19 protein-coding genes are annotated in these 18,481 nt (G+C 37.7%); 15 read left to right on the top strand and 4 right to left on the bottom strand.

The window, feature by feature from the left end; all coding sequences use genetic code 11:
• From ureC to tsaD, 10 genes are all read left to right on the top strand, one after another.
• Positions 1-1,713 (top strand): urease subunit alpha, encoded by a 1,713-nt coding sequence (ureC, locus tag ACFVR1_RS13645; protein WP_387584752.1) that lies wholly within the window; start codon positions 1-3, stop codon positions 1,711-1,713.
• A gap of 9 nt (positions 1,714-1,722) precedes the next feature.
• Positions 1,723-2,178 carry an urease accessory protein UreE gene (gene ureE / locus ACFVR1_RS13650; protein ID WP_387584754.1) on the top strand — a complete coding sequence of 152 codons (456 nt, stop codon included), beginning with the start codon at positions 1,723-1,725 and terminating at the stop codon, positions 2,176-2,178.
• On the top strand, positions 2,171-2,854 hold the full coding sequence (locus ACFVR1_RS13655) for an urease accessory protein UreF (protein WP_387584756.1): 684 nt from the start codon (positions 2,171-2,173) through the stop codon (positions 2,852-2,854). The genes ureE and ACFVR1_RS13655 overlap by 8 nt, the downstream gene beginning before the upstream one ends.
• Before the next feature lie 129 nt (positions 2,855-2,983).
• Positions 2,984-3,595: an urease accessory protein UreG gene (ureG, locus tag ACFVR1_RS13660; protein ID WP_387584757.1), complete on the top strand. Its 612-nt coding sequence runs from the start codon at positions 2,984-2,986 to the stop codon at positions 3,593-3,595.
• 1 nt (position 3,596) lies between these two features.
• The gene (locus tag ACFVR1_RS13665; RefSeq protein ID WP_387584759.1) at positions 3,597-4,421 is read left to right on the top strand and encodes an urease accessory protein UreD; all 825 of its coding nucleotides are present in this window, start codon (positions 3,597-3,599) and stop codon (positions 4,419-4,421) included.
• A gap of 36 nt (positions 4,422-4,457) precedes the next feature.
• Positions 4,458-5,117, top strand: a complete 660-nt coding sequence (locus ACFVR1_RS13670) for an urease accessory protein UreH domain-containing protein (protein ID WP_387584761.1) — start codon at positions 4,458-4,460, stop codon at positions 5,115-5,117.
• Between the two features lie 155 nt (positions 5,118-5,272).
• The gene (gene tsaE, locus ACFVR1_RS13675) at positions 5,273-5,722 is read left to right on the top strand and encodes a tRNA (adenosine(37)-N6)-threonylcarbamoyltransferase complex ATPase subunit type 1 TsaE (RefSeq protein ID WP_387584762.1); all 450 of its coding nucleotides are present in this window, start codon (positions 5,273-5,275) and stop codon (positions 5,720-5,722) included.
• Complete coding sequence (gene tsaB / locus ACFVR1_RS13680; protein WP_387584764.1) at positions 5,719-6,405, top strand: tRNA (adenosine(37)-N6)-threonylcarbamoyltransferase complex dimerization subunit type 1 TsaB; 687 nt, start codon at positions 5,719-5,721, stop codon at positions 6,403-6,405. Before tsaE ends, tsaB begins: the two co-directional genes overlap by 4 nt.
• Positions 6,395-6,856 (top strand): ribosomal protein S18-alanine N-acetyltransferase, encoded by a 462-nt coding sequence (rimI, locus tag ACFVR1_RS13685; RefSeq protein WP_387584766.1) that lies wholly within the window; start codon positions 6,395-6,397, stop codon positions 6,854-6,856. The genes tsaB and rimI overlap by 11 nt, the downstream gene beginning before the upstream one ends.
• Positions 6,853-7,869: a tRNA (adenosine(37)-N6)-threonylcarbamoyltransferase complex transferase subunit TsaD gene (gene tsaD, locus ACFVR1_RS13690; RefSeq protein WP_387584768.1), complete on the top strand. Its 1,017-nt coding sequence runs from the start codon at positions 6,853-6,855 to the stop codon at positions 7,867-7,869. The genes rimI and tsaD overlap by 4 nt, the downstream gene beginning before the upstream one ends.
• 1,417 nt (positions 7,870-9,286) lie before the next feature.
• On the opposite strand, the gene ACFVR1_RS13695 is transcribed toward tsaD, so the two are convergent.
• On the bottom strand, positions 9,287-11,224 hold the full coding sequence (locus ACFVR1_RS13695; protein ID WP_387584769.1) for an ABC-F family ATP-binding cassette domain-containing protein: 1,938 nt from the start codon (positions 11,222-11,224) through the stop codon (positions 9,287-9,289).
• Between the two features lie 263 nt (positions 11,225-11,487).
• On the opposite strand from ACFVR1_RS13695, the gene ACFVR1_RS13700 reads away from it, so the two are divergent.
• From ACFVR1_RS13700 to tatC, 3 genes are all read left to right on the top strand, one after another.
• Positions 11,488-12,129 carry a redox-sensing transcriptional repressor Rex gene (locus ACFVR1_RS13700; protein ID WP_387584771.1) on the top strand — a complete coding sequence of 214 codons (642 nt, stop codon included), beginning with the start codon at positions 11,488-11,490 and terminating at the stop codon, positions 12,127-12,129.
• Between the two features lie 93 nt (positions 12,130-12,222).
• Positions 12,223-12,417 carry a twin-arginine translocase TatA/TatE family subunit gene (locus ACFVR1_RS13705; RefSeq protein WP_387584773.1) on the top strand — a complete coding sequence of 65 codons (195 nt, stop codon included), beginning with the start codon at positions 12,223-12,225 and terminating at the stop codon, positions 12,415-12,417.
• A 17-nt stretch (positions 12,418-12,434) separates the two neighbouring features.
• The gene (tatC, locus tag ACFVR1_RS13710) at positions 12,435-13,178 is read left to right on the top strand and encodes a twin-arginine translocase subunit TatC (RefSeq protein WP_387584775.1); all 744 of its coding nucleotides are present in this window, start codon (positions 12,435-12,437) and stop codon (positions 13,176-13,178) included.
• A 318-nt stretch (positions 13,179-13,496) separates the two neighbouring features.
• On the opposite strand, the gene ACFVR1_RS13715 is transcribed toward tatC, so the two are convergent.
• Positions 13,497-14,210: a CPBP family intramembrane glutamic endopeptidase gene (locus tag ACFVR1_RS13715; protein ID WP_387584776.1), complete on the bottom strand. Its 714-nt coding sequence runs from the start codon at positions 14,208-14,210 to the stop codon at positions 13,497-13,499.
• Between the two features lie 187 nt (positions 14,211-14,397).
• Between ACFVR1_RS13715 and groES the strand changes: the two genes are divergently transcribed.
• Positions 14,398-14,682, top strand: coding sequence for a co-chaperone GroES (gene groES, locus ACFVR1_RS13720; protein WP_387584778.1), 285 nt, complete (start codon positions 14,398-14,400; stop codon positions 14,680-14,682).
• Between the two features lie 47 nt (positions 14,683-14,729).
• The gene (gene groL, locus ACFVR1_RS13725; protein ID WP_387584780.1) at positions 14,730-16,358 is read left to right on the top strand and encodes a chaperonin GroEL; all 1,629 of its coding nucleotides are present in this window, start codon (positions 14,730-14,732) and stop codon (positions 16,356-16,358) included.
• A 104-nt stretch (positions 16,359-16,462) separates the two neighbouring features.
• Here the strand turns inward: groL and ACFVR1_RS13730 are convergent, their stop codons facing one another.
• The gene (locus ACFVR1_RS13730; protein ID WP_387584782.1) at positions 16,463-17,623 is read right to left on the bottom strand and encodes a site-specific integrase; all 1,161 of its coding nucleotides are present in this window, start codon (positions 17,621-17,623) and stop codon (positions 16,463-16,465) included.
• A 10-nt stretch (positions 17,624-17,633) separates the two neighbouring features.
• The gene (locus ACFVR1_RS13735; RefSeq protein ID WP_387584783.1) at positions 17,634-18,365 is read right to left on the bottom strand and encodes a helix-turn-helix domain-containing protein; all 732 of its coding nucleotides are present in this window, start codon (positions 18,363-18,365) and stop codon (positions 17,634-17,636) included.
• Between the last annotated feature and the right edge of the window lie 116 nt (positions 18,366-18,481).

Raw genomic sequence — 18,481 nt, forward strand, 5'->3', positions numbered from 1 at the left:
ATGAGCTTTAAAATGACGAGAGAACAATATTCTTCAATGTATGGACCGACAACAGGGGATGCTATTCGATTAGCGGATACCGAACTTTTCATTGAAATTGAAAAAGATTACAGCAATTATGGGGATGAAGTAGTTTTTGGTGGCGGAAAAGTGATTCGAGATGGAATGGGAAGCCATCCTCTTGTAACACGCGATGAAAACATTCCAGATGTAGTTATTACAAATGTAGTCGTTCTAGATTACACAGGGATTTACAAAGCTGATGTAGCAATTCGAGATGGTAAAATTTTTGCGATCGGTAAAGCTGGGAACCCTTTAGTAATGGATGGTGTGGACATTGTCATTGGTGCATCTACAGAAATAATTGCAGGAGAACATAGAATTTTGACAGCGGGTGGTATTGATACACATGTGCATTTTATCAATCCTGCTCAAGTAGAAACAGCGTTAACAGCAGGTTTAACGACACTAATAGGCGGAGGGACAGGCCCGGCAGAAGGGTCGAAAGCAACAACAGTCACTCCGGGTGAATGGAATATTCATCGAATGCTTGAAGCTGCTGAAGATATGCCTATCAATGTAGGTTTTTTAGGAAAAGGCCATGCAGCTGCTGAAGAACCGCTTGCAGAACAAATTCGTGCTGGGGCGATTGGGCTGAAAGTGCATGAGGACTGGGGAGCAACATACGCTTGTATCGATATGTCACTAAAAGTTGCAGATGAATATGATGTTCAAGTTGCGTTACACTCAGACACGCTGAATGAAGGGGGATTTGTAGAAAATACAGTCTCTTCATTTAAAGATCGGGTTATTCATACGTACCATACAGAAGGTGCTGGAGGAGGACATGCTCCAGATCTTATTAAAGTAGCAAGTCACATGAATGTGCTTCCATCTTCTACTAATCCTACATTGCCATATACGAAAAACACAGTTATCGAGCATATGGATATGTTAATGGTATGTCATCATTTAAGCCCAGATATACCGGAGGATGTTGCTTTTGCTGATTCTCGTATTCGTGCGGAAACAATTGCAGCGGAGGATATTCTGCAAGATATGGGAATTTTTAGTATGACTAGTTCCGATTCACAAGCAATGGGTCGTATTGGGGAGGTAATTATTCGAACTTGGCAAACTGCGGATAAAATGAAAAAACAGCGCGGCAAGTTTGAAGAAGACAAAGGAGTTGGAGATAACAATCGTGTGAAACGATACATTGCAAAATACACGATAAATCCTGCCATTACGCATGGAATTTCCGAATATGTAGGATCAATTGAAGTAGGGAAATTTGCCGATTTAGTTCTTTGGGACCCTAAATTCTTTGGGGCAAAACCAAGCATGATCCTTAAAGGGGGAATTGTAGTTTCAAGTGTAATGGGAGATGCAAATGCTTCTATTCCGACTCCTCAACCTATTCTTTATCGTAAAATGTACGGTGCAATGGGAAAAGCGAAGTATAAATCATCGATTACATTTGTTTCAACAGCTGCTTATGAAGCAGGGGTACATGAAAAACTTGGACTAGAGAAAACGATATTACCTGTTCGTGGAATTCGAAACTTAACCAAAAAGGATATGAAACTAAATGGAGCAACACCAGAAATTGATGTGGATCCAGAAACATATGAAGTTCGTGTAAACGGAGAACATCTAATATGTGATCCAGTAGATGAGGTCCCAATTGGGCAACGATATTTTTTATTTTGAGGTGATGAAATGATTATTGAAAGAGTCGTTGCGCATATCGATCATATAGATCCTGATGTTATTGCGAAGACACATAAGGAAAAGATATTTATGGAAAGCAGTGACTTAGTAAAAAGAATTAATCGGGTCACAACCGATCATGGGAAAGAAATTGGCATACGTTTAACAGAAGCGAAAGATTTACAAGCCGGAGACGTGCTTTATATGGATGAGAAAAACATGATCATCGTGGAGGTTCTCCCAGATGATTTATTAATTATTCAACCTCGAAGTATGCATGAAATGGGAACAATCGCACACCAGCTAGGAAATAGACATTTACCAGCTCAATTTGAGGAAAGCCAAATGCTTGTCCAATATGACTATTTGGTAGAAGAGTTATTGGAACAGCTTGAAATCCCTTTTAAACGGGACAGACGCAAAGTGAAACAAGCTTTCCGTCATATTGGACATAGTCATGACTAGCATGTTGTCATTATTTCAATTATGCGATTCCAATTTACCAACGGGGGGTTTTAGTCACTCGTTTGGGCTAGAAACATATATACAAGAAAATAAAGTCATGGATAAAAAAAGCTTTTCTACTTGGTTAAAAATGTACTTAGATGAGCAACTCGTCTATTCAGACGGGCTTGCTTGTCGACTTGTCTATGAAGCACTAGCAAATGAAGATTATCAAAAGATATGGGATCTAGATCGGCGTATTACAGTACAAAACTTGTCTCGAGAAACGAGGGAAGGTGCACATAAAATGGGTGAGCGAATGCTTATTTTAGGTGTTGAATTATACCCAAATTCATTATTAGAAACGTATAAAGAAAGAGTGTCAAAAGAATTGTCGTATGGTCACTCTGCGATTGTATTCTCCATAATTGCTTTTCAATTAGATGTTCCAAAAACTTTAGGAATTTCGGCATTTCTTTATTCATCTATATCGGGATTAGTTCAAAATGCAGTTCGTGGAATTCCACTTGGTCAAACAGCTGGACAGCAGTTATTGCGAGAATTTCAATCATATATTCAAGAAGCAACGAATAAGATAGGATATCTGTCTGAGGAAGACTTTGGAGCAGTAGCACCAGGTTTAGAAATAGCTCAAATGAAGCATGAAAGAGTGAATATCCGAATATTCATGTCTTAACTATATTCAGCCTCTTTCTGTTTTAAAGTTAAAATCCTTGGTGGATGTCCCATGTCTTTCCGAGTTTGCTCGAGAAAAAATGGACCTCAATACGCCAAGGGGAATTCGATTAGGAAGGGCGTCTTCGTTATGGAACCGATAAAAATTGGAGTTGGAGGACCAGTAGGTGCTGGTAAAACAATGTTAGTTGAAAAGTTAACTCGTCAAATGGCAGATGAGATTAGTATGGCTGCAATTACAAATGATATTTATACAAAAGAAGATGCAAAATTTTTAATGAAAAATGGAGTTCTTCCTGAAGACCGTATTATTGGAGTGGAAACAGGGGGGTGTCCTCACACTGCGATTCGTGAAGATACATCGATGAACTCAGCAGCAATTGAGGAATTGAAAAAACTCCATCCAGACCTGGAACTAATCTTTGTGGAAAGTGGAGGAGATAATTTAGCGGCAACATTTAGCCCGGAATTAGTTGATTTCTCCATTTATATTATAGATGTTGCGCAAGGGGAAAAAATTCCCCGTAAAGGTGGACAAGGAATGATTAAATCAGATTTATTTATAATCAATAAAATCGATTTAGCACCTTATGTTCATGCAAACTTAGACGTGATGGCCTCCGATACAAAAGTATTTCGAGGTAACAAGCCATTTATTTTTACTAACCTTCAAGATAACACCGGGTTAGATGAAGTAATCGATTGGATTCGCAAAAATGTTTTATTGACTGGGTTGAAATAAGATGGAAGATTGGACGGGCCTATTGCAGCTTGTTATGGAAAAGAAGAATAAAAAAACGATTACAAAAAATGTTTACTTCCAGGGTGCATTAAAACTGATGCGCCCGATATATCTAGATAATTCTGGGCAAGCGTGTTTTTACATTTTGAATCCCGGTGGTGGTTACGTAGGTGGTGACCGTTATCGAATAGAAGTTACGCTTGAAGAAGAGGCAGAGTTAGTATTAACAACTCAATCAGCCACAAAAGTTTATAGAACATTAAAACCTCCTGTCTTGCAGGAAACAGAAATTATCTTGAAAAAAGGGAGCATTCTTGAATACATTCCTGATCCCCTAATTGCCTATCGCGAAGCAAAATTTCATCAGCATACAGTTATAAAGATGGACAAAGAATCCACACTACTTTATATAGACATCTTAACACCAGGTTGGTCTCCTGATGGTGAGTGGTTTAAGTATGATTATTTACAATTGAAAAATGAAATTTATATGGAAGATCAGTTAATTGCTTTTGATCACTTAAAGCTTCAACCAGCCAAATTACAAATTGATGCTATTGGCTTTATGGAAAACTACACACATTTAGGCTCAATGATTGTTGTCAGTGATCATTGCACGCAGCAGTTTTTAAATCAGATGTATGAAGAATTGGAACCTCATATTAAGGAATGTAAAATCGGCATGTCCATGTTATCTGTACCAGGATTTACACTTCGAATCCTTGCATCATCTACACAACAAATTGAAGAAATATTAGAGGTGTGTACATCTTTCATTCGACAACAATGGTTTGCTAAAAAGGCTTTGTTTTTAAGGAAATACTGATAGTCATATATATAAATTGATAAAGGGGCTGTGTGAATGGATATAACATTATTTTCAATACTATCAATAGGTTTTTTACTTGGTATTAAACATGCCATTGAGCCAGATCATGTGATTGCGGTATCAACCATTGCAAGTAATAGTAAAAAGTTATGGCAATCTACATTAGCAGGGGTTTTTTGGGGCATTGGACATACTGCAACATTGTTCATTGTAGGGCTAATTTTAATTGCAATGAAAAATGAAATTTCCGATAAAATGTCTATGTCTCTTGAATTTGTAGTTGGAATTATGCTAGTTTACTTAGGAGCCACGAACATTATTAATTTCCGCAAAAAAAAGCAACATGACCATACGCAAAATGAACAAAAAGGTAACAAAATGTCTTACTTAAAGTCAACTGCTATTGGTCTAGTTCATGGTTTAGCAGGTAGTGCGGCAATGGTATTATTGACGATGACAATTGTAGATTCGTTTTGGGAAGCTGCAGTATATATTTTAGTTTTTGGAGCAGGAACTATTTTAGGGATGTTGTTTTTTACAACTATACTTGGTATTCCATTTGTATTTAGTTCTAAAAAATATAATGTAAATAGAGTGTTAGCGGTGTTAGCAGGTGGGGTTAGCTTGGTTTTCGGTATTTATTATATGTATAACTTAGGTGTAACAGAGGGATTATTCTCTCTTTGGATTTAAAGTTCTATAATCCTCGAACGAGACTGATAAAGGGAGATCGGATACTCTCTATTATTAGTCTTTTTTTGTCTTAAAGACTGCATACTTACATTCCTCGATGTATTTCTTTATAATAGAAGCAAATAGAATTGTACTTGAAAGGATAGCAACCGATTATGTATGAACGGATAATTAATTCGGAGCAGGAAACAGAGGCTCTTGCCAAGCAACTAGCGACCCTTCTTGAGCCAAATGATGTGCTCACATTAGAAGGAGATTTAGGAGCGGGTAAAACAACCTTTACGAAAAGTGTGGCAAAAGGTTTGGGAATTACGCGAAACGTAAATAGCCCTACGTTTACTATATTAAAGCAATATGAAGGTAGATTACCTTTAAATCACTTAGACGTATACCGTTTGGCAGATAGTGATGAGGATTTAGGTTGGGACGAGTTGTTTTATGGTGATGCTGTAAGTATTATCGAGTGGGCCCATTTAATAAAAGAAGATTTACCGCCAGAGCGTTTGGCGATTCAAATACTACGCTTGAAAGACGATAAGCGGAAGTTTACGTTTGAGCCTTTTGGTAAACGATATGAACAATTATGCGAGGAGCTTTTTGAATGATTTGGTTAGGAATAGATACATCACATACTCCGCTTGCAGTAGCTGTCTTGAAAGATGATCAAGTACTTGCAGAGTATAAATCATCTCTTAAGATTACCCATTCCATTGGAACAATGCCTGCAATTGAAGAATTATTGAAAAAAGCAAACATTAAGCCTGGTGAGATTGATGCGATTGCGGTTGCGAAAGGACCTGGATCTTATACTGGTGTGCGAATCGGGGTAACAATAGGTAAGACACTTGCATGGACATTGAATATCCCAATAGTTTCAGTTTCAAGTTTACAAGTGTTAGCTGGAAATGCACCTTATTTCCCTGGAGTTGTTTGTGCGATTATGGATGCAAGGCGCGGCAATGTGTTTGCGGGCATTTATACGAACGGCGAAGTGGTGAGGGAAGCACATATGTCGCTAGTAGAACTACTCGAAACAGTGGATGAAATGGGACAACCGGTTTTATTTGTCGGAATGGATGTTTCGATTCACTGGGAACAAATAAAAGAAGTGCTTGGAGACAAAGTGCAACGTACAAATGCAGCATTCGATTTGCCAAGTGCCGCGATATTAATTGAACTTGCAAAAAAGCAAGAACCAACTGAAGTCCATGGGGTTGTCCCGGAGTATTTACGTGTGACAGAAGCAGAGGCGAACTGGATGAAAGAGCAGAAGAAAAATGGAAACTAATCAAACTATTACTTATAGAAAAATGACAATTGAGGATATTGATTCAGTCCTCTTAATTGAAGAAGAAGCCTTTGCCACTCCTTGGACGAGAGAAGCATTTGAGCATGAAATGACTACTAATTTGTATTCGTATTATATTGTGGCAGAAACAGAAACGAAGGAGATTATTGGCTACTGCGGCATGTGGCTAGTAATGGATGAAAGTCATATAACAAATGTAGCGGTTGCGGATCGTATGCGAGGACAGAAAATTGGGGAAGGCTTAATGCGTGAAGCAATTCGTATAGTGCTAGAACAAAATGTGGTGCTTATGACATTGGAAGTAAGAGTAACGAATGACATTGCGAAGAATTTATATTATAAATTAGGATTCCAAGACGGTGGCATACGAAAAAATTATTATACAGATACGCAAGAGGATGCTCTTGTAATGTGGGTGGAATTTAAATGACAAAAGATCAATATATTTTAGGAATCGAAACGAGTTGTGACGAAACGGCAGCATCCATTGTAAAAAATGGCCACGAAATCATTTCAAATGTAGTCGCTTCTCAAATTGAAAGTCATAAGCGTTTTGGTGGAGTTGTTCCAGAAATTGCTTCTAGGCATCATGTAGAGCAAATTACAATTGTCATCGAAGAAGCCTTGAAGCAAGCTAATATGACACCAACCGATCTAGATGCAGTAGCGGTTACAGAAGGACCGGGTCTAGTAGGTGCGCTTTTAATAGGGATAAATGCAGCAAAAGCATTTGCCTTCGCAAACGGTCTACCACTTGTTGGAGTGCATCATATTGCCGGTCATATTTATGCGAATGCTCTTGTGCAGCCAATGGAATTTCCGCTTCTTGCCCTAGTAGTTTCAGGAGGACATACCGAACTTGTATTAATGAAAGAAGACGGTCAGTTTGAATTAATAGGAGAAACGCGAGATGACGCGGCTGGGGAAGCATACGATAAAGTTGCTCGCGTACTGAACCTTCCTTATCCGGGTGGTCCTCATATTGATCGTTTGGCAAATGAAAGTGATGGAGCAGTACCTTTTCCAAGAGCTTGGCTCGAAGAAGGGTCCTATGATTTTAGTTTTAGTGGGTTGAAATCAGCTGTTATTAACTATCAACATAATGCGGAGCAACGCGGAGAAGATATCAATCCAAACCATCTAGCAGCAGGCTTCCAACAGAGTGTCGTGGAAGTGTTAACTGCAAAAACGCTAAGAGCAGCCCGTGAGTTCAATGTAAAGCAAGTGATTGCAGCGGGTGGAGTCGCAGCGAATAAAGGGCTTCGCCGTGCACTCGAAGAAACATTTGTAAAAGAAAACATTCCATTTTATGTTCCACCAATCTCATTGTGCACAGATAATGCAGCGATGATTGCGGCAGCAGGAAGCTCTATGTTTTCTGCTAGAAAAACAGGAGATTTGTCGATGAATGGTCGACCAGGGATGGAACTTCATAATTGGTAAACGAAATCCTCTTTTCTTCGACAAGAAAAGAGGATTTTTTAACAGGAAATATTCTGCTTGTCAATAGAGAACATTCGTACTTATACACATTCTGTGGATAACATGTGTGTAAGTATTGTATTTTCAATATATAGTATCTCTTTTAATTACATCATTGTGGAAAAAAAACTTTTTGATCTGTGGGCAATGTGGATAAACCTGTTGATATATTGATATTACTAGTTTTTTTGTGTGAATAAATTTGTGGAAAAAGTTTAGTTGTAAAAAGAGGGTTGACCAACATATATGGGCAAAAATCGACAAGTTGTTTGCTACTTTGTTCGACTTATTTTCCGATGTGGATTGCAATAAAGACTATTTGGATATGGAACACTGCAAACAAGGTACATTTATTTAGACTAAATGGCACTTCGAGACCAATTGTGCTTGATCAGAGACCAGTTTACTCGAAGTCGAGATCAATTCTGCCGAAAGCGAGACCAATCTGTCACGACCCGAGACCAAATGCAAAAATGAATTTTTTGATCTGAAACTACTTTGCTAACAAGGTACATTTATTTACACTAAATGGCACTTCGAGACCAATTGCGCTGGACCCGAGACCAGTTTACTCGAAGTCGAGATCAATTCTGCCGAAAGCGAGACCAATCTGTCACGACCCGAGACCAAATGCAAAAATGAACTTTCGATATGGAATTCTGGTAACTAGGAGCACTTATTTACACTAAATGGCACTTCGAGACCAATTGTGCTGGACCCGAGACCAGTTTACTCGAAGTCGAGACCAATTCTGCCGAAAGCGAGACCAATTTGTCACGACCCGAGACCAAATGCAAAAATGAATTTTTCGATATGGAACTACTTTGCAAACAAGGTACATTTATTTACACTAAATGGCACTTCGAGACCAATTGTGCTGGACCCGAGACCAGTTTACACGAAGTCGAGACCAATTCTGCCGAAAGCGAGACCAATCTGTCACGACCCGAGACCAATTGCAAAAATGAACTTTTCGATATTGAACTTTGCAAACAAGGTACATTTATTTACACTAATTGGCACTTCGAGACCAATTGTGCTTGATCCGAGACCAGTTTACACGAAGTCGAGACCAATTGTGCTGGACCCGAGACCAGTTTACTCAAAGTCGAGACCAATTCTGCCGAAAGCGAGACCAATTTGTCACGACCCGAGAACAAATGCAAAAATGCCCTTTTGATATGGAATTCTGGTAACTAGGAGCACTTATTTACACTAAATGGCACTTCGAGATCAATTGTGCTGGACCCGAGACCAGTTTACTCGAAGTTGAGACCAATTCTGCCGAAAGCGAGACCAACTGCGCTGGACCCGAGACCATTTTTAGCACAGACTTATGCTCTCAACAAAAAAAGAGACACCCATCTCGGGTATCCCTTTAATTTGGAGCAATTTCCTCCAATTGCTCTTGTAAGTCCAACCAATCATTGGACAAGTCATCTTGTTTTGCTTTCAAACTGTCCAACTCTAGTTGCAACTTTTGGACTGCTTCATGATCTTGAAAAATTTCTGGATCGCAAAGTTTCTCTTCAATAGAAGCAATTTCTAAATCGACAACCGGAATTTGACTTTCTAGCTCCTCTAGTTGACGTCGAAGTTGGCGCTCTTTTTTCTTCGCTTCTTTATCAATAGTAGAAGTACTTGTCTTCACAACTATTGCTTTTTCTACAATTGTTGCATTTTCTTGCGCAATTTCTTCTAATTCTTCTTTCTTTTCTAAGTAGTAATCGTAATCACCCAAGAAAAGAGCAGCGTCGTTATTAGATAACTCTATAACCTTTGTTGCAATTCTGTTTATAAAATATCGGTCATGAGATACGAAGAGGATTGTTCCTGGAAACTCTAGCAATGCATTTTCAAGAACTTCCTTACTATCTAAGTCTAAGTGGTTGGTAGGTTCGTCAAGAACTAAGGTGTTTGCTTTTAATAGCATTAATTTTGCAAGGGCAAGTCTTGCTTTTTCTCCACCAGATAAAGTAGAAACTGTTTTTTGAACATCGTCCCCGCTAAATAGGAAACGTCCCAATACTGTTCGGACATCTCTTTCATTCATCAGAGGCCATTCATCCCAAAGTTCTTGAAGTACTGTTTTATTGCCAGTGAGTGCCGCTTGTTCTTGATCGTAATATCCAAATTGGACGTTTGTGCCGTATTGAATTTTACCATCTGCATTATTAAGCTGCTTCATAATGGTTTTCAGTAAGGTAGATTTACCAACTCCGTTTGGACCAACTAGTGCAATGCGATCTTGTTTATATACAGAAAAAGATATGTTGGAGGAAACGGTTTTGTTTGGATATCCGACAGAAACTTCTTCCAAACGAAGTACATCGTTTCCGCTTGGACGGTCAATTGTAAATCCGAAATTAGCTGATTTTTCATCTCCGTCTGGTGAATCCATCCAGTCCGTTTTTTCTATGACTTTGCGTCTTGACTGAGCCATTTTTGTTGTAGAAGCACGAGCTAAGTTCTTGTTGACGAACTCTTCTAGTTTCGCTTTTTCCTCTTGTTGTCTTTCATACAACTTTTTATCTCGTTCATAATTCTTAGCTTTTTGATCTAAGTAACTGCTGTAATTTCCAACATACCTTGTAACATTGTGGCGAGAAACCTCATAAACGAAGTTCACTACTTGATCTAAAAAGTATCGGTCATGGGAAACAATTAAAATTGCTCCACTGTAATTTTTTAAGTAGTTTTCAAGGAAGTTTAGTGTCGCTATATCTAAATGGTTTGTAGGCTCATCCAAAATAAGCAGATCTGGTTTGCTAAGTAGCATTTTTGCAAGTGCAAGTCTTGTCTTTTGTCCTCCAGATAGTGCTTGTACAGGTTTATCGTAATCTTCTGGGAAGAATTGCATGCCGTGTAGGATAGAGCGGATGTCTGATTCAAATCTATAACCGCCTGCTTCATTAAAAGCAAGTTGTAGTTCGTCGTATGTCGCGGCTACTCGAGCATAAGCTTCTGAATCCTCGTATACGGAAGGATCAGCCATTTGCGATTCTAAGGAACGAAGCTCTTTTTCAGAATCAATAAGATGACTAAATATTGACTTCATTTCCTCCCAAATGGAGAGCTTTGATTCGAGTCCTGCATGTTGTTCAAGATATCCTAATCGAATGTTTTTTGGCATAATAATATCGCCGGAATCATAGGACATTTCTCCAGCAATTATTTTAAGTAAAGTAGACTTTCCAGCGCCATTTCGGCCAACGAGAGCGACCCGATCTCGGTCTTGAACTTCTAATTTTACGTTTGTTAATATATCTTCTCCGTTGAAGGATTTAGTTACTTGATTGACTTGTAAAACAATCACGATGATTCGCACCTCAATTCTATCTTAAGTGTAATAGATAGGTCTTGTCGTTGCAACGCTATAGCTTTATAATGAGATGAATGTTTAGTTCGTTATAATCGATTCGAATGCGATAAGAGAAGATAACTGTGCTCCTGCTCATGCAGCTGGCATAAGTCGTTGCTCGTTGATGTCAAAAATGATTCTTTAAAGAGGAACATCTACTTATCGAAGTAGGCATGAGCTTTTTGCGCATTTCTAAACAATGAAATAGGAGTGTTTTTATGAAACCTGAACTACCGAAAATACCTCAAGCAACAACAAAGAGGCTTCCTTTATATTATAGATTTTTACAGAGCTTTCATAATGCTGGACATAAAAGAGTCTCATCTCAAGAATTAAGTGATGCGATGAAAATAGATTCCGCTACGATTCGAAGAGATTTTTCACACTTTGGTGCTCTTGGCAAAAAAGGTTACGGATATGATGTTGCTAACTTATTGGAGTTTTTTCGGAAAACACTCGATCAAGACGAAGCGGCAAACGTTGCACTAATTGGAGTTGGTAGTTTAGGAACGGCTTTTCTTAAATATAATTTTCAAAAGAACCATAATACAAAAATTGTCGTTGCCTTCGATACAAAAGCTCCTGTTGGAGGCATGATGAAAAGTGATATTCCAGTTTATAACCCTAGTGTAATGGAAGAGAAACTGCTTGAATATGGCATAGAATTAGTTATATGCACAGTTCCAAGTCGCTCTGCACAAGAGGTAGCTGATAGATTGGCGAAAACACAAATAACGGGTATTCTAAACTTCACTCCTGTTAGACTAAGTGTTCCAGATACGATTCGCGTACATACTATTGATCTGTCTGTCGAAGTGCAAACACTTATTTATCTCATACGTAACAAACATTCAGAATGACTTAAAAATGTCACATATTTCATGTGTTAAGAAATAGCCATATGACTATTTTTGTTGTAAGATAAGCTTATACTACAAGAGGAGGTGCCTTACATGGGTGCAGGTCCAGTAAGTTTAATTTTCATTGGTATCGTAGCATTATTATTGTTTGGTCCAAAAAAGTTGCCAGAGCTTGGTAAAGCAATGGGTACAACTTTACGTGAGTTTAAAAATGCTACTAAAGGTCTTACTGATGATGAGGAAGACGAAGTAAAAAAGGAAGAACCAAAGAACTTAGAAGACAAGTAAGTTAGGATGTATGTCCAATGAATCAAAGAGATTTAACTATTATTGAACATATTGAAGAGTTTAGACAACGTCTTTGGGTGTCTGTTGTATTTTTTGTTCTTGCAGTTGCTGGAAGTTTTTTTCTAGCAGAACCGCTTATTCATTTTTTGCAACATAATGTGCATACAAAAGATTTAACATTAAATGCATTTCAAGTAACCGACCCAATAATGATTTACTTAAAAGTCATTGTTATAATAGCTTTAATAATTACCTCTCCAGTACTGTCGTATCAATTATGGTCATTTGTGAGTCCGGGACTTCATGAAAAGGAAAGAAAGGCTACTCTTAGCTATATTCCGTATTCATTTATCCTGTTTTTGGCTGGGATGTCATTTTCTTATTTTGTATTATTTCCATACATTATAAATTTTATGACGAAGCTATCAGGTGATCTTGGTATTGTACAAGTTATTGGAATTAATGAATATTTTAACTTTCTATTTCAAATAACTATTCCTTTTGGAATAGTATTTCAGTTGCCTGTTGTCTTATTATTTCTAACAAGACTTGGAATAATAACGCCGATGATGATGGTAAAGGTTAGAAAATATGCATATTTTGTTTTATTTGTAATCGCTGCATTCATCACTCCACCAGACATAGTGTCTCACTTATGCGTTTCGGTACCGTTTTTCCTTCTATATGAACTTAGTGTTGGAATTTCGAGAATTGGATACCGTAAGTATTTACTAGCGGAGCAAATGAAAGAAATGGAATAACAAAAAAGCCTTTGACCAAATGGTCGAAGGCTTTTTTATGTCTTGTCAATTAGTCCCTATGCTTTGACATTCATCAAATCTCTTTTTAAAATCTGACCCTGGACTGAGCGTAGCGAAATTAATTTTTGCGACGAGCTTTTCGCAGGAGTTGGAGGAGAGTGAAGGACAGACGACAGCCGTAAGATTATCGAAAAGAGAGGCAGGTCGTGACGTCAGTCACGACCTGCCTCTTCTATAGCTTTCGGTAATGATATAGCTCAAGACTGTCCAAAGCTCTCCGGAAACGATTGGAAATAGGTTTGGGCGCTTTTGCTTTTCTTATGGCATTTGGGAGTATGTTTCAAGAAATTTTTGTATCGATTCACCGTAAAACTGAAAGAGGACAACAAACCCGTTTAATAGCATATGTGAAATCATAGATGCCATAATGCGTTTCGTCTTGTGATAAATAAAAGCGAATATAAACCCCGATACCGCATATAGTAGTATGTGCGTGAAGTCGAAGTGAATAATTCCAAATACAATTGCACTAACTGCTGCGGCAATAAAGAAATTCGTTTTAGGCAATAAAGAACCAAAAATAAGGCGGCGAAAAATTAACTCTTCTAAAATTGGCGCAAATAAGACAATCGAAAATATTGCTAAAGGAACTGAATGTGCAATTTCGATGAATTGGGCAGTATTTTCAGAGCCAGGTTCAACACCTAGTTTTATTTCGATATTCGCTGCAATCCCTTGACCTAATAAAACGAGGAAGAATCCAATAACTCCCCAACCAACTGTTCTTCCGAATGTTGTCTGCTTCCCCTTCAACGGAGACAAGAAAATGGTGTTTTTTCTTATTAAAAGGAGGGTGATGAGTGTGGCTAACCCCATGCTTATGAATACCCACCAACCTGAAGCGAGTAACTCAGCATCTTTGACGTCCCTAGATTCGAGCATTTTATATATTAGTGGTGCAAAAAGTGCTCCGGAAAGTTGCATCAAGCAATACACAATTAAAATATACAAGCCTGTTTTTTGTTGTTTCATTTTATTTGATTCCTCTCTAAATAGCGGTTCCTCTTTCATTGTATAGGAAATAGACAATAAAAAGAAAAAATTAGCCTTCTCGCTTGCAAAATGTTCTGTGATTAATTATTATTATAAGTGTGTTAGCACTCAAAGAGTGAGAGTGCTAATAATATCAAATTCAACTATTTTAGGGAGGTAGTTTCACTTGTTAAGACCATTAGGTGATCGTATCGTAATCGAATTAATCGAAGCTGAGGAAAAAACAGCATCTGGCATCGTACTTCCAGACTCTGCTAAAGAGAAACCACAAGAAGGTAAAGTTGTTGCTATAGGTACTGGACGAGTACTTGAAAACGGCGCTCGCGTTGAATTAGACGTGAAAGAAGGAGACCGTATCATCTTCTCTAAATATGCGGGTACAGAAGTAAAATATGAAAGTAACGAATATTTAATATTACGCGAAAGCGATGTTCTAGCTGTAATTGGCTAATAAAGACTAATATAACACGAGATAATAATTAGGAGGTAACTTATAACATGGCAAAAGAAATTAAGTTTAGTGAAGATGCTCGTAGTGCAATGCTACGCGGGGTAGATAAACTTGCGGATGCTGTTAAAGTAACACTTGGACCAAAAGGACGTAACGTAGTTCTTGAGAAAAAATTTGGTTCACCACTTATTACAAACGACGGTGTAACTATTGCAAAAGATATCGAATTGGAAGATGCATTTGAAAACATGGGAGCAAAATTAGTTGCAGAAGTTGCTTCAAAAACAAATGATATCGCTGGTGACGGTACTACTACAGCTACTGTTTTAGCTCAATCTATGATTCGTGAAGGATTGAAAAACGTAACAGCTGGTGCAAATCCTGTTGGAATTCGAAAAGGAATTGACCTTGCAGTTGCAGCAGCAGTTACTGAGCTTAAAGCAATCTCTAAAGAAATCGAAGGTAAAGAGTCTATCGCTCAAGTTGCCGCTATTTCTTCAGGTGATAGTGAAGTTGGCGAATTAATCGCTGAAGCAATGGAACGCGTTGGTAATGACGGTGTTATTACAATTGAAGAGTCTAAAGGCTTCACAACTGAGCTTGATGTAGTAGAAGGTATGCAATTCGATCGTGGATACGCATCTGCTTACATGGCAACAAATACAGATAAAATGGAAGCGGTACTTGATAATCCATATATCTTAATTACAGATAAAAAAATCTCTAGCATTCAAGAAATTCTTCCAGTTCTTGAGCAAGTTGTACAACAAGGTAAACCACTTTTACTAATCTCTGAGGACGTAGAAGGGGAAGCATTAGCTACCCTAGTTGTAAACAAATTACGCGGTACTTTCAATGCTGTAGCTGTTAAAGCTCCAGGATTTGGAGATCGTCGTAAAGCAATGCTAGAAGATATCGCAATCCTAACTGGTGCTGAAGTAATTACAGAAGATTTAGGGTTAGAATTAAAATCTACAGATATTTCACAACTAGGACGTGCTTCTAAAGTTGTTGTAACAAAAGACAACACAACAATCGTTGAAGGTAACGGAGAATCAGAACGCATCGCTAGTCGCGTAGCTCAAATCCGTTCTCAATTAGAAGAAACAACTTCTGAATTCGACAAAGAAAAACTACAAGAACGCCTAGCAAAACTTGCTGGTGGAGTAGCTGTAGTGAAAGTCGGAGCAGCAACAGAAACAGAACTAAAAGAACGCAAACTTCGCATTGAAGATGCGCTTAACGCAACTCGTGCAGCTGTTGAAGAAGGTATCGTATCTGGTGGTGGTACTGCACTAGTAAACGTATATAACAAAGTAGCGGAAGTTGCAGAAACACAAGAAGGCGACGTAGCAACTGGTCTTAAAATTGTACTTCGTGCACTTGAAGAACCAGTACGTCAAATTGCTAACAACGCAGGTTTAGAAGGTTCTATCGTTGTTGACCGCCTAAAACGCGAAGAAATCGGTACTGGTTTCAATGCAGCAACAGGCGAATGGGTAAACATGATGGACGCTGGTATCGTAGATCCAACAAAAGTAACTCGTTCAGCTCTACAAAACGCTGCATCTGTAGCTGCACTATTCTTAACAACAGAAGCAGTAGTAGCAGACATCCCAGAAAAAGGCGGCGCACCAATGATGCCTGATATGGGCGGAATGGGCGGCATGATGTAATAAGTACCAAAATCCCTTGATATATAAGGGGTCTTGATGTCTTATGATGGACAATGACCACTTTTTGACCACTTTATAGTGTAAAAAAACTCATATGACTAATTTTAGAGAAGGTCTTTCATCAGTTTGCTAAACTGTTGGGAGGCCTTTTCTTCCATGTTCTTCGTCATATGTGCATAAATGTTCATCGTAGTGTTTATATCGGTATGCCCTAATCTTTGTTGGATTTCTTTTATACCTACACCCGCTTCGATTAAAAGTGATGTATGCGTGTGTCGGAAACCATGAAGGGTAATATGTTTCGTTATATTGGATTTAGGTAATAAGCGTTGCAGCCTAGTTGTAACAAGTTTTATGACCATCGGAAATCCTTCTTTACTTGCAAATACAAAATTTTCATCTTTGTAGATAGAACCGCATTTTAATATATGCTCTTTTTGTTTTATCCTGTGTTTCTTTAGTAAAGAAATAACCACATCATCAATTATGATTGTTCGAATAGATCCTTTGGTTTTTGGTGTTAAAAGTGTATATTCACTCTTATTGTTGGTTGGATTGTAGTATGTTTTTGTTACTCGCAAACTTTTTTTGCTCATATCGATATCACTCCACTTCAACGCAACCAATTCACCGATTCTAAGCCCTGTATAAGCTAACGTTGTAAAGATCAACATGTCATTTTCCAGTCCGTGTTCAGCAGTAACTTTTAGGAAGTGCGAAAGCTCTTCTTTTTCAAGAAAGCCTTCTTCTATATTTTCGGATTCAATATCTGCAACTTCCATTTTCTTTATGGGCATTTTAAAGTGATCGGTAGGGTTAGATTTAATTAGTTCTAATGAAAGTGCATAGTTGAAAATCATATTCCCTGTACTATGAATGCTATCTAAATAATTGGGACTATACTTTTTACTTAATTCATCCAAACGATCTTGATACATTTTTTTAGTAATAGAGAATAAACGACGATTTCTCCACACTTCCAATAAATGTTTAGCTGCAATCCCTCTGGCACGAACACTGCTTACTTTGGCTTGTTTTTCATAATGTGCAAGCCAATCCTTGAAAAAATCACCAAAAGTAACTTTTGATTCCATTATTAGGCTGCCATTAGCGATGTCCTGTTCCAATTGGGATGCAGCCAGTTGTGCTTCTTTATTGGATGAAAACCCTGATCTTGTAATTTGCTTACGTTTTCCACTAATTTGGTCTTGAGCTAGGTTTACCGTAAAACTCCATTTACCATTTCTTTTGCGAATATAAGCCATCCATTACACCTCACATATCATCATCAAATAATGTTTCTAAAATACGACTTATCTTACCCCGTTGCGCATCCGTCAATAACCTATCATTAAAATATACATATTGAGCACTATTTAATACTCTGTCTAAGTGGATATTACTATTTTCGTGTTTTTCTAATGAATGATATAAAATCGTTTTCTGCTTGTGATTTAAGTTGGCATATTCTTCTTCGGTAACATCAAATATACCTCCTTGGCCCCACCAATTTACATATGGAATATCGGTTTTTGAGGAAATAAAGCCGTATAAATCATTAACACCAAACGCTCGCCCGTATCTATTTAGTAATTCAATATCATTAGTTCCATCTTTTTCAACCATTTTTTGTTTAATTGTTGAAATACCTGAATCGCTTTCTATTTCTAATCGAGTTTTCATTGAATCGATTCTTAAATTAACTATGTGATAATAACCGGGGGAATTATGAGCATCTTTAAAAGCATCATTGGTTTCGATTATATTTAGCATGGGTTGTGTTTTCTTGCTAATACGTTTAAGTAACTCAATTATTTGTTCAGAATATAGATCAGCTATTTTAGTAATAAATTTAATCGATGGAGTTCGCTTACCATTCTCGATATTAGAAAAATATCCTTGTGTTACTTCTAATTTGTCAGCAGTTTCCTGCAGTGTTAATCCCATTTCTTTTCTGCGCTTCCTTAAGTAAATTCCCAAGTTATTATCATTAATTGTTGTATTCACATTGTCCAACTCCTAATAAGTATATCTATAAACGATTATATTACAAAAACAATGAAATAGATATATTTTTTATTGTTATGCCATAATATATATGCTATTATTGGGTAGTGGTAATT

The sequence above is a fragment of the Psychrobacillus sp. NPDC058041 genome, from assembly GCF_042885655.1.
GTDB lineage: Bacteria > Bacillota > Bacilli > Bacillales_A > Planococcaceae > Psychrobacillus.

What these genes read in the sequence shown, in the direction of transcription:
- ACFVR1_RS13705 (WP_387584773.1), top strand. Translation starts at nt 12,223, where the DNA reads ATGGGTGCAGGTCCAGTAAGTTTAATTTTCATTGGTATCGTAGCATTA.
- ureC (WP_387584752.1), top strand. Translation starts at nt 1, where the DNA reads ATGAGCTTTAAAATGACGAGAGAACAATATTCTTCAATGTATGGACCG.
- ACFVR1_RS13715 (WP_387584776.1), bottom strand. Translation starts at nt 14,210, where the DNA reads ATGAAACAACAAAAAACAGGCTTGTATATTTTAATTGTGTATTGCTTG.
- rimI (WP_387584766.1), top strand. Translation starts at nt 6,395, where the DNA reads ATGGAAACTAATCAAACTATTACTTATAGAAAAATGACAATTGAGGAT.
- tsaB (WP_387584764.1), top strand. Translation starts at nt 5,719, where the DNA reads ATGATTTGGTTAGGAATAGATACATCACATACTCCGCTTGCAGTAGCT.
- tsaD (WP_387584768.1), top strand. Translation starts at nt 6,853, where the DNA reads ATGACAAAAGATCAATATATTTTAGGAATCGAAACGAGTTGTGACGAA.
- ACFVR1_RS13700 (WP_387584771.1), top strand. Translation starts at nt 11,488, where the DNA reads ATGAAACCTGAACTACCGAAAATACCTCAAGCAACAACAAAGAGGCTT.
- ACFVR1_RS13670 (WP_387584761.1), top strand. Translation starts at nt 4,458, where the DNA reads ATGGATATAACATTATTTTCAATACTATCAATAGGTTTTTTACTTGGT.
- ACFVR1_RS13665 (WP_387584759.1), top strand. Translation starts at nt 3,597, where the DNA reads ATGGAAGATTGGACGGGCCTATTGCAGCTTGTTATGGAAAAGAAGAAT.
- ACFVR1_RS13730 (WP_387584782.1), bottom strand. Translation starts at nt 17,623, where the DNA reads ATGGCTTATATTCGCAAAAGAAATGGTAAATGGAGTTTTACGGTAAAC.
- groL (WP_387584780.1), top strand. Translation starts at nt 14,730, where the DNA reads ATGGCAAAAGAAATTAAGTTTAGTGAAGATGCTCGTAGTGCAATGCTA.
- ureG (WP_387584757.1), top strand. Translation starts at nt 2,984, where the DNA reads ATGGAACCGATAAAAATTGGAGTTGGAGGACCAGTAGGTGCTGGTAAA.
- tatC (WP_387584775.1), top strand. Translation starts at nt 12,435, where the DNA reads ATGAATCAAAGAGATTTAACTATTATTGAACATATTGAAGAGTTTAGA.
- ureE (WP_387584754.1), top strand. Translation starts at nt 1,723, where the DNA reads ATGATTATTGAAAGAGTCGTTGCGCATATCGATCATATAGATCCTGAT.
- tsaE (WP_387584762.1), top strand. Translation starts at nt 5,273, where the DNA reads ATGTATGAACGGATAATTAATTCGGAGCAGGAAACAGAGGCTCTTGCC.
- ACFVR1_RS13655 (WP_387584756.1), top strand. Translation starts at nt 2,171, where the DNA reads ATGACTAGCATGTTGTCATTATTTCAATTATGCGATTCCAATTTACCA.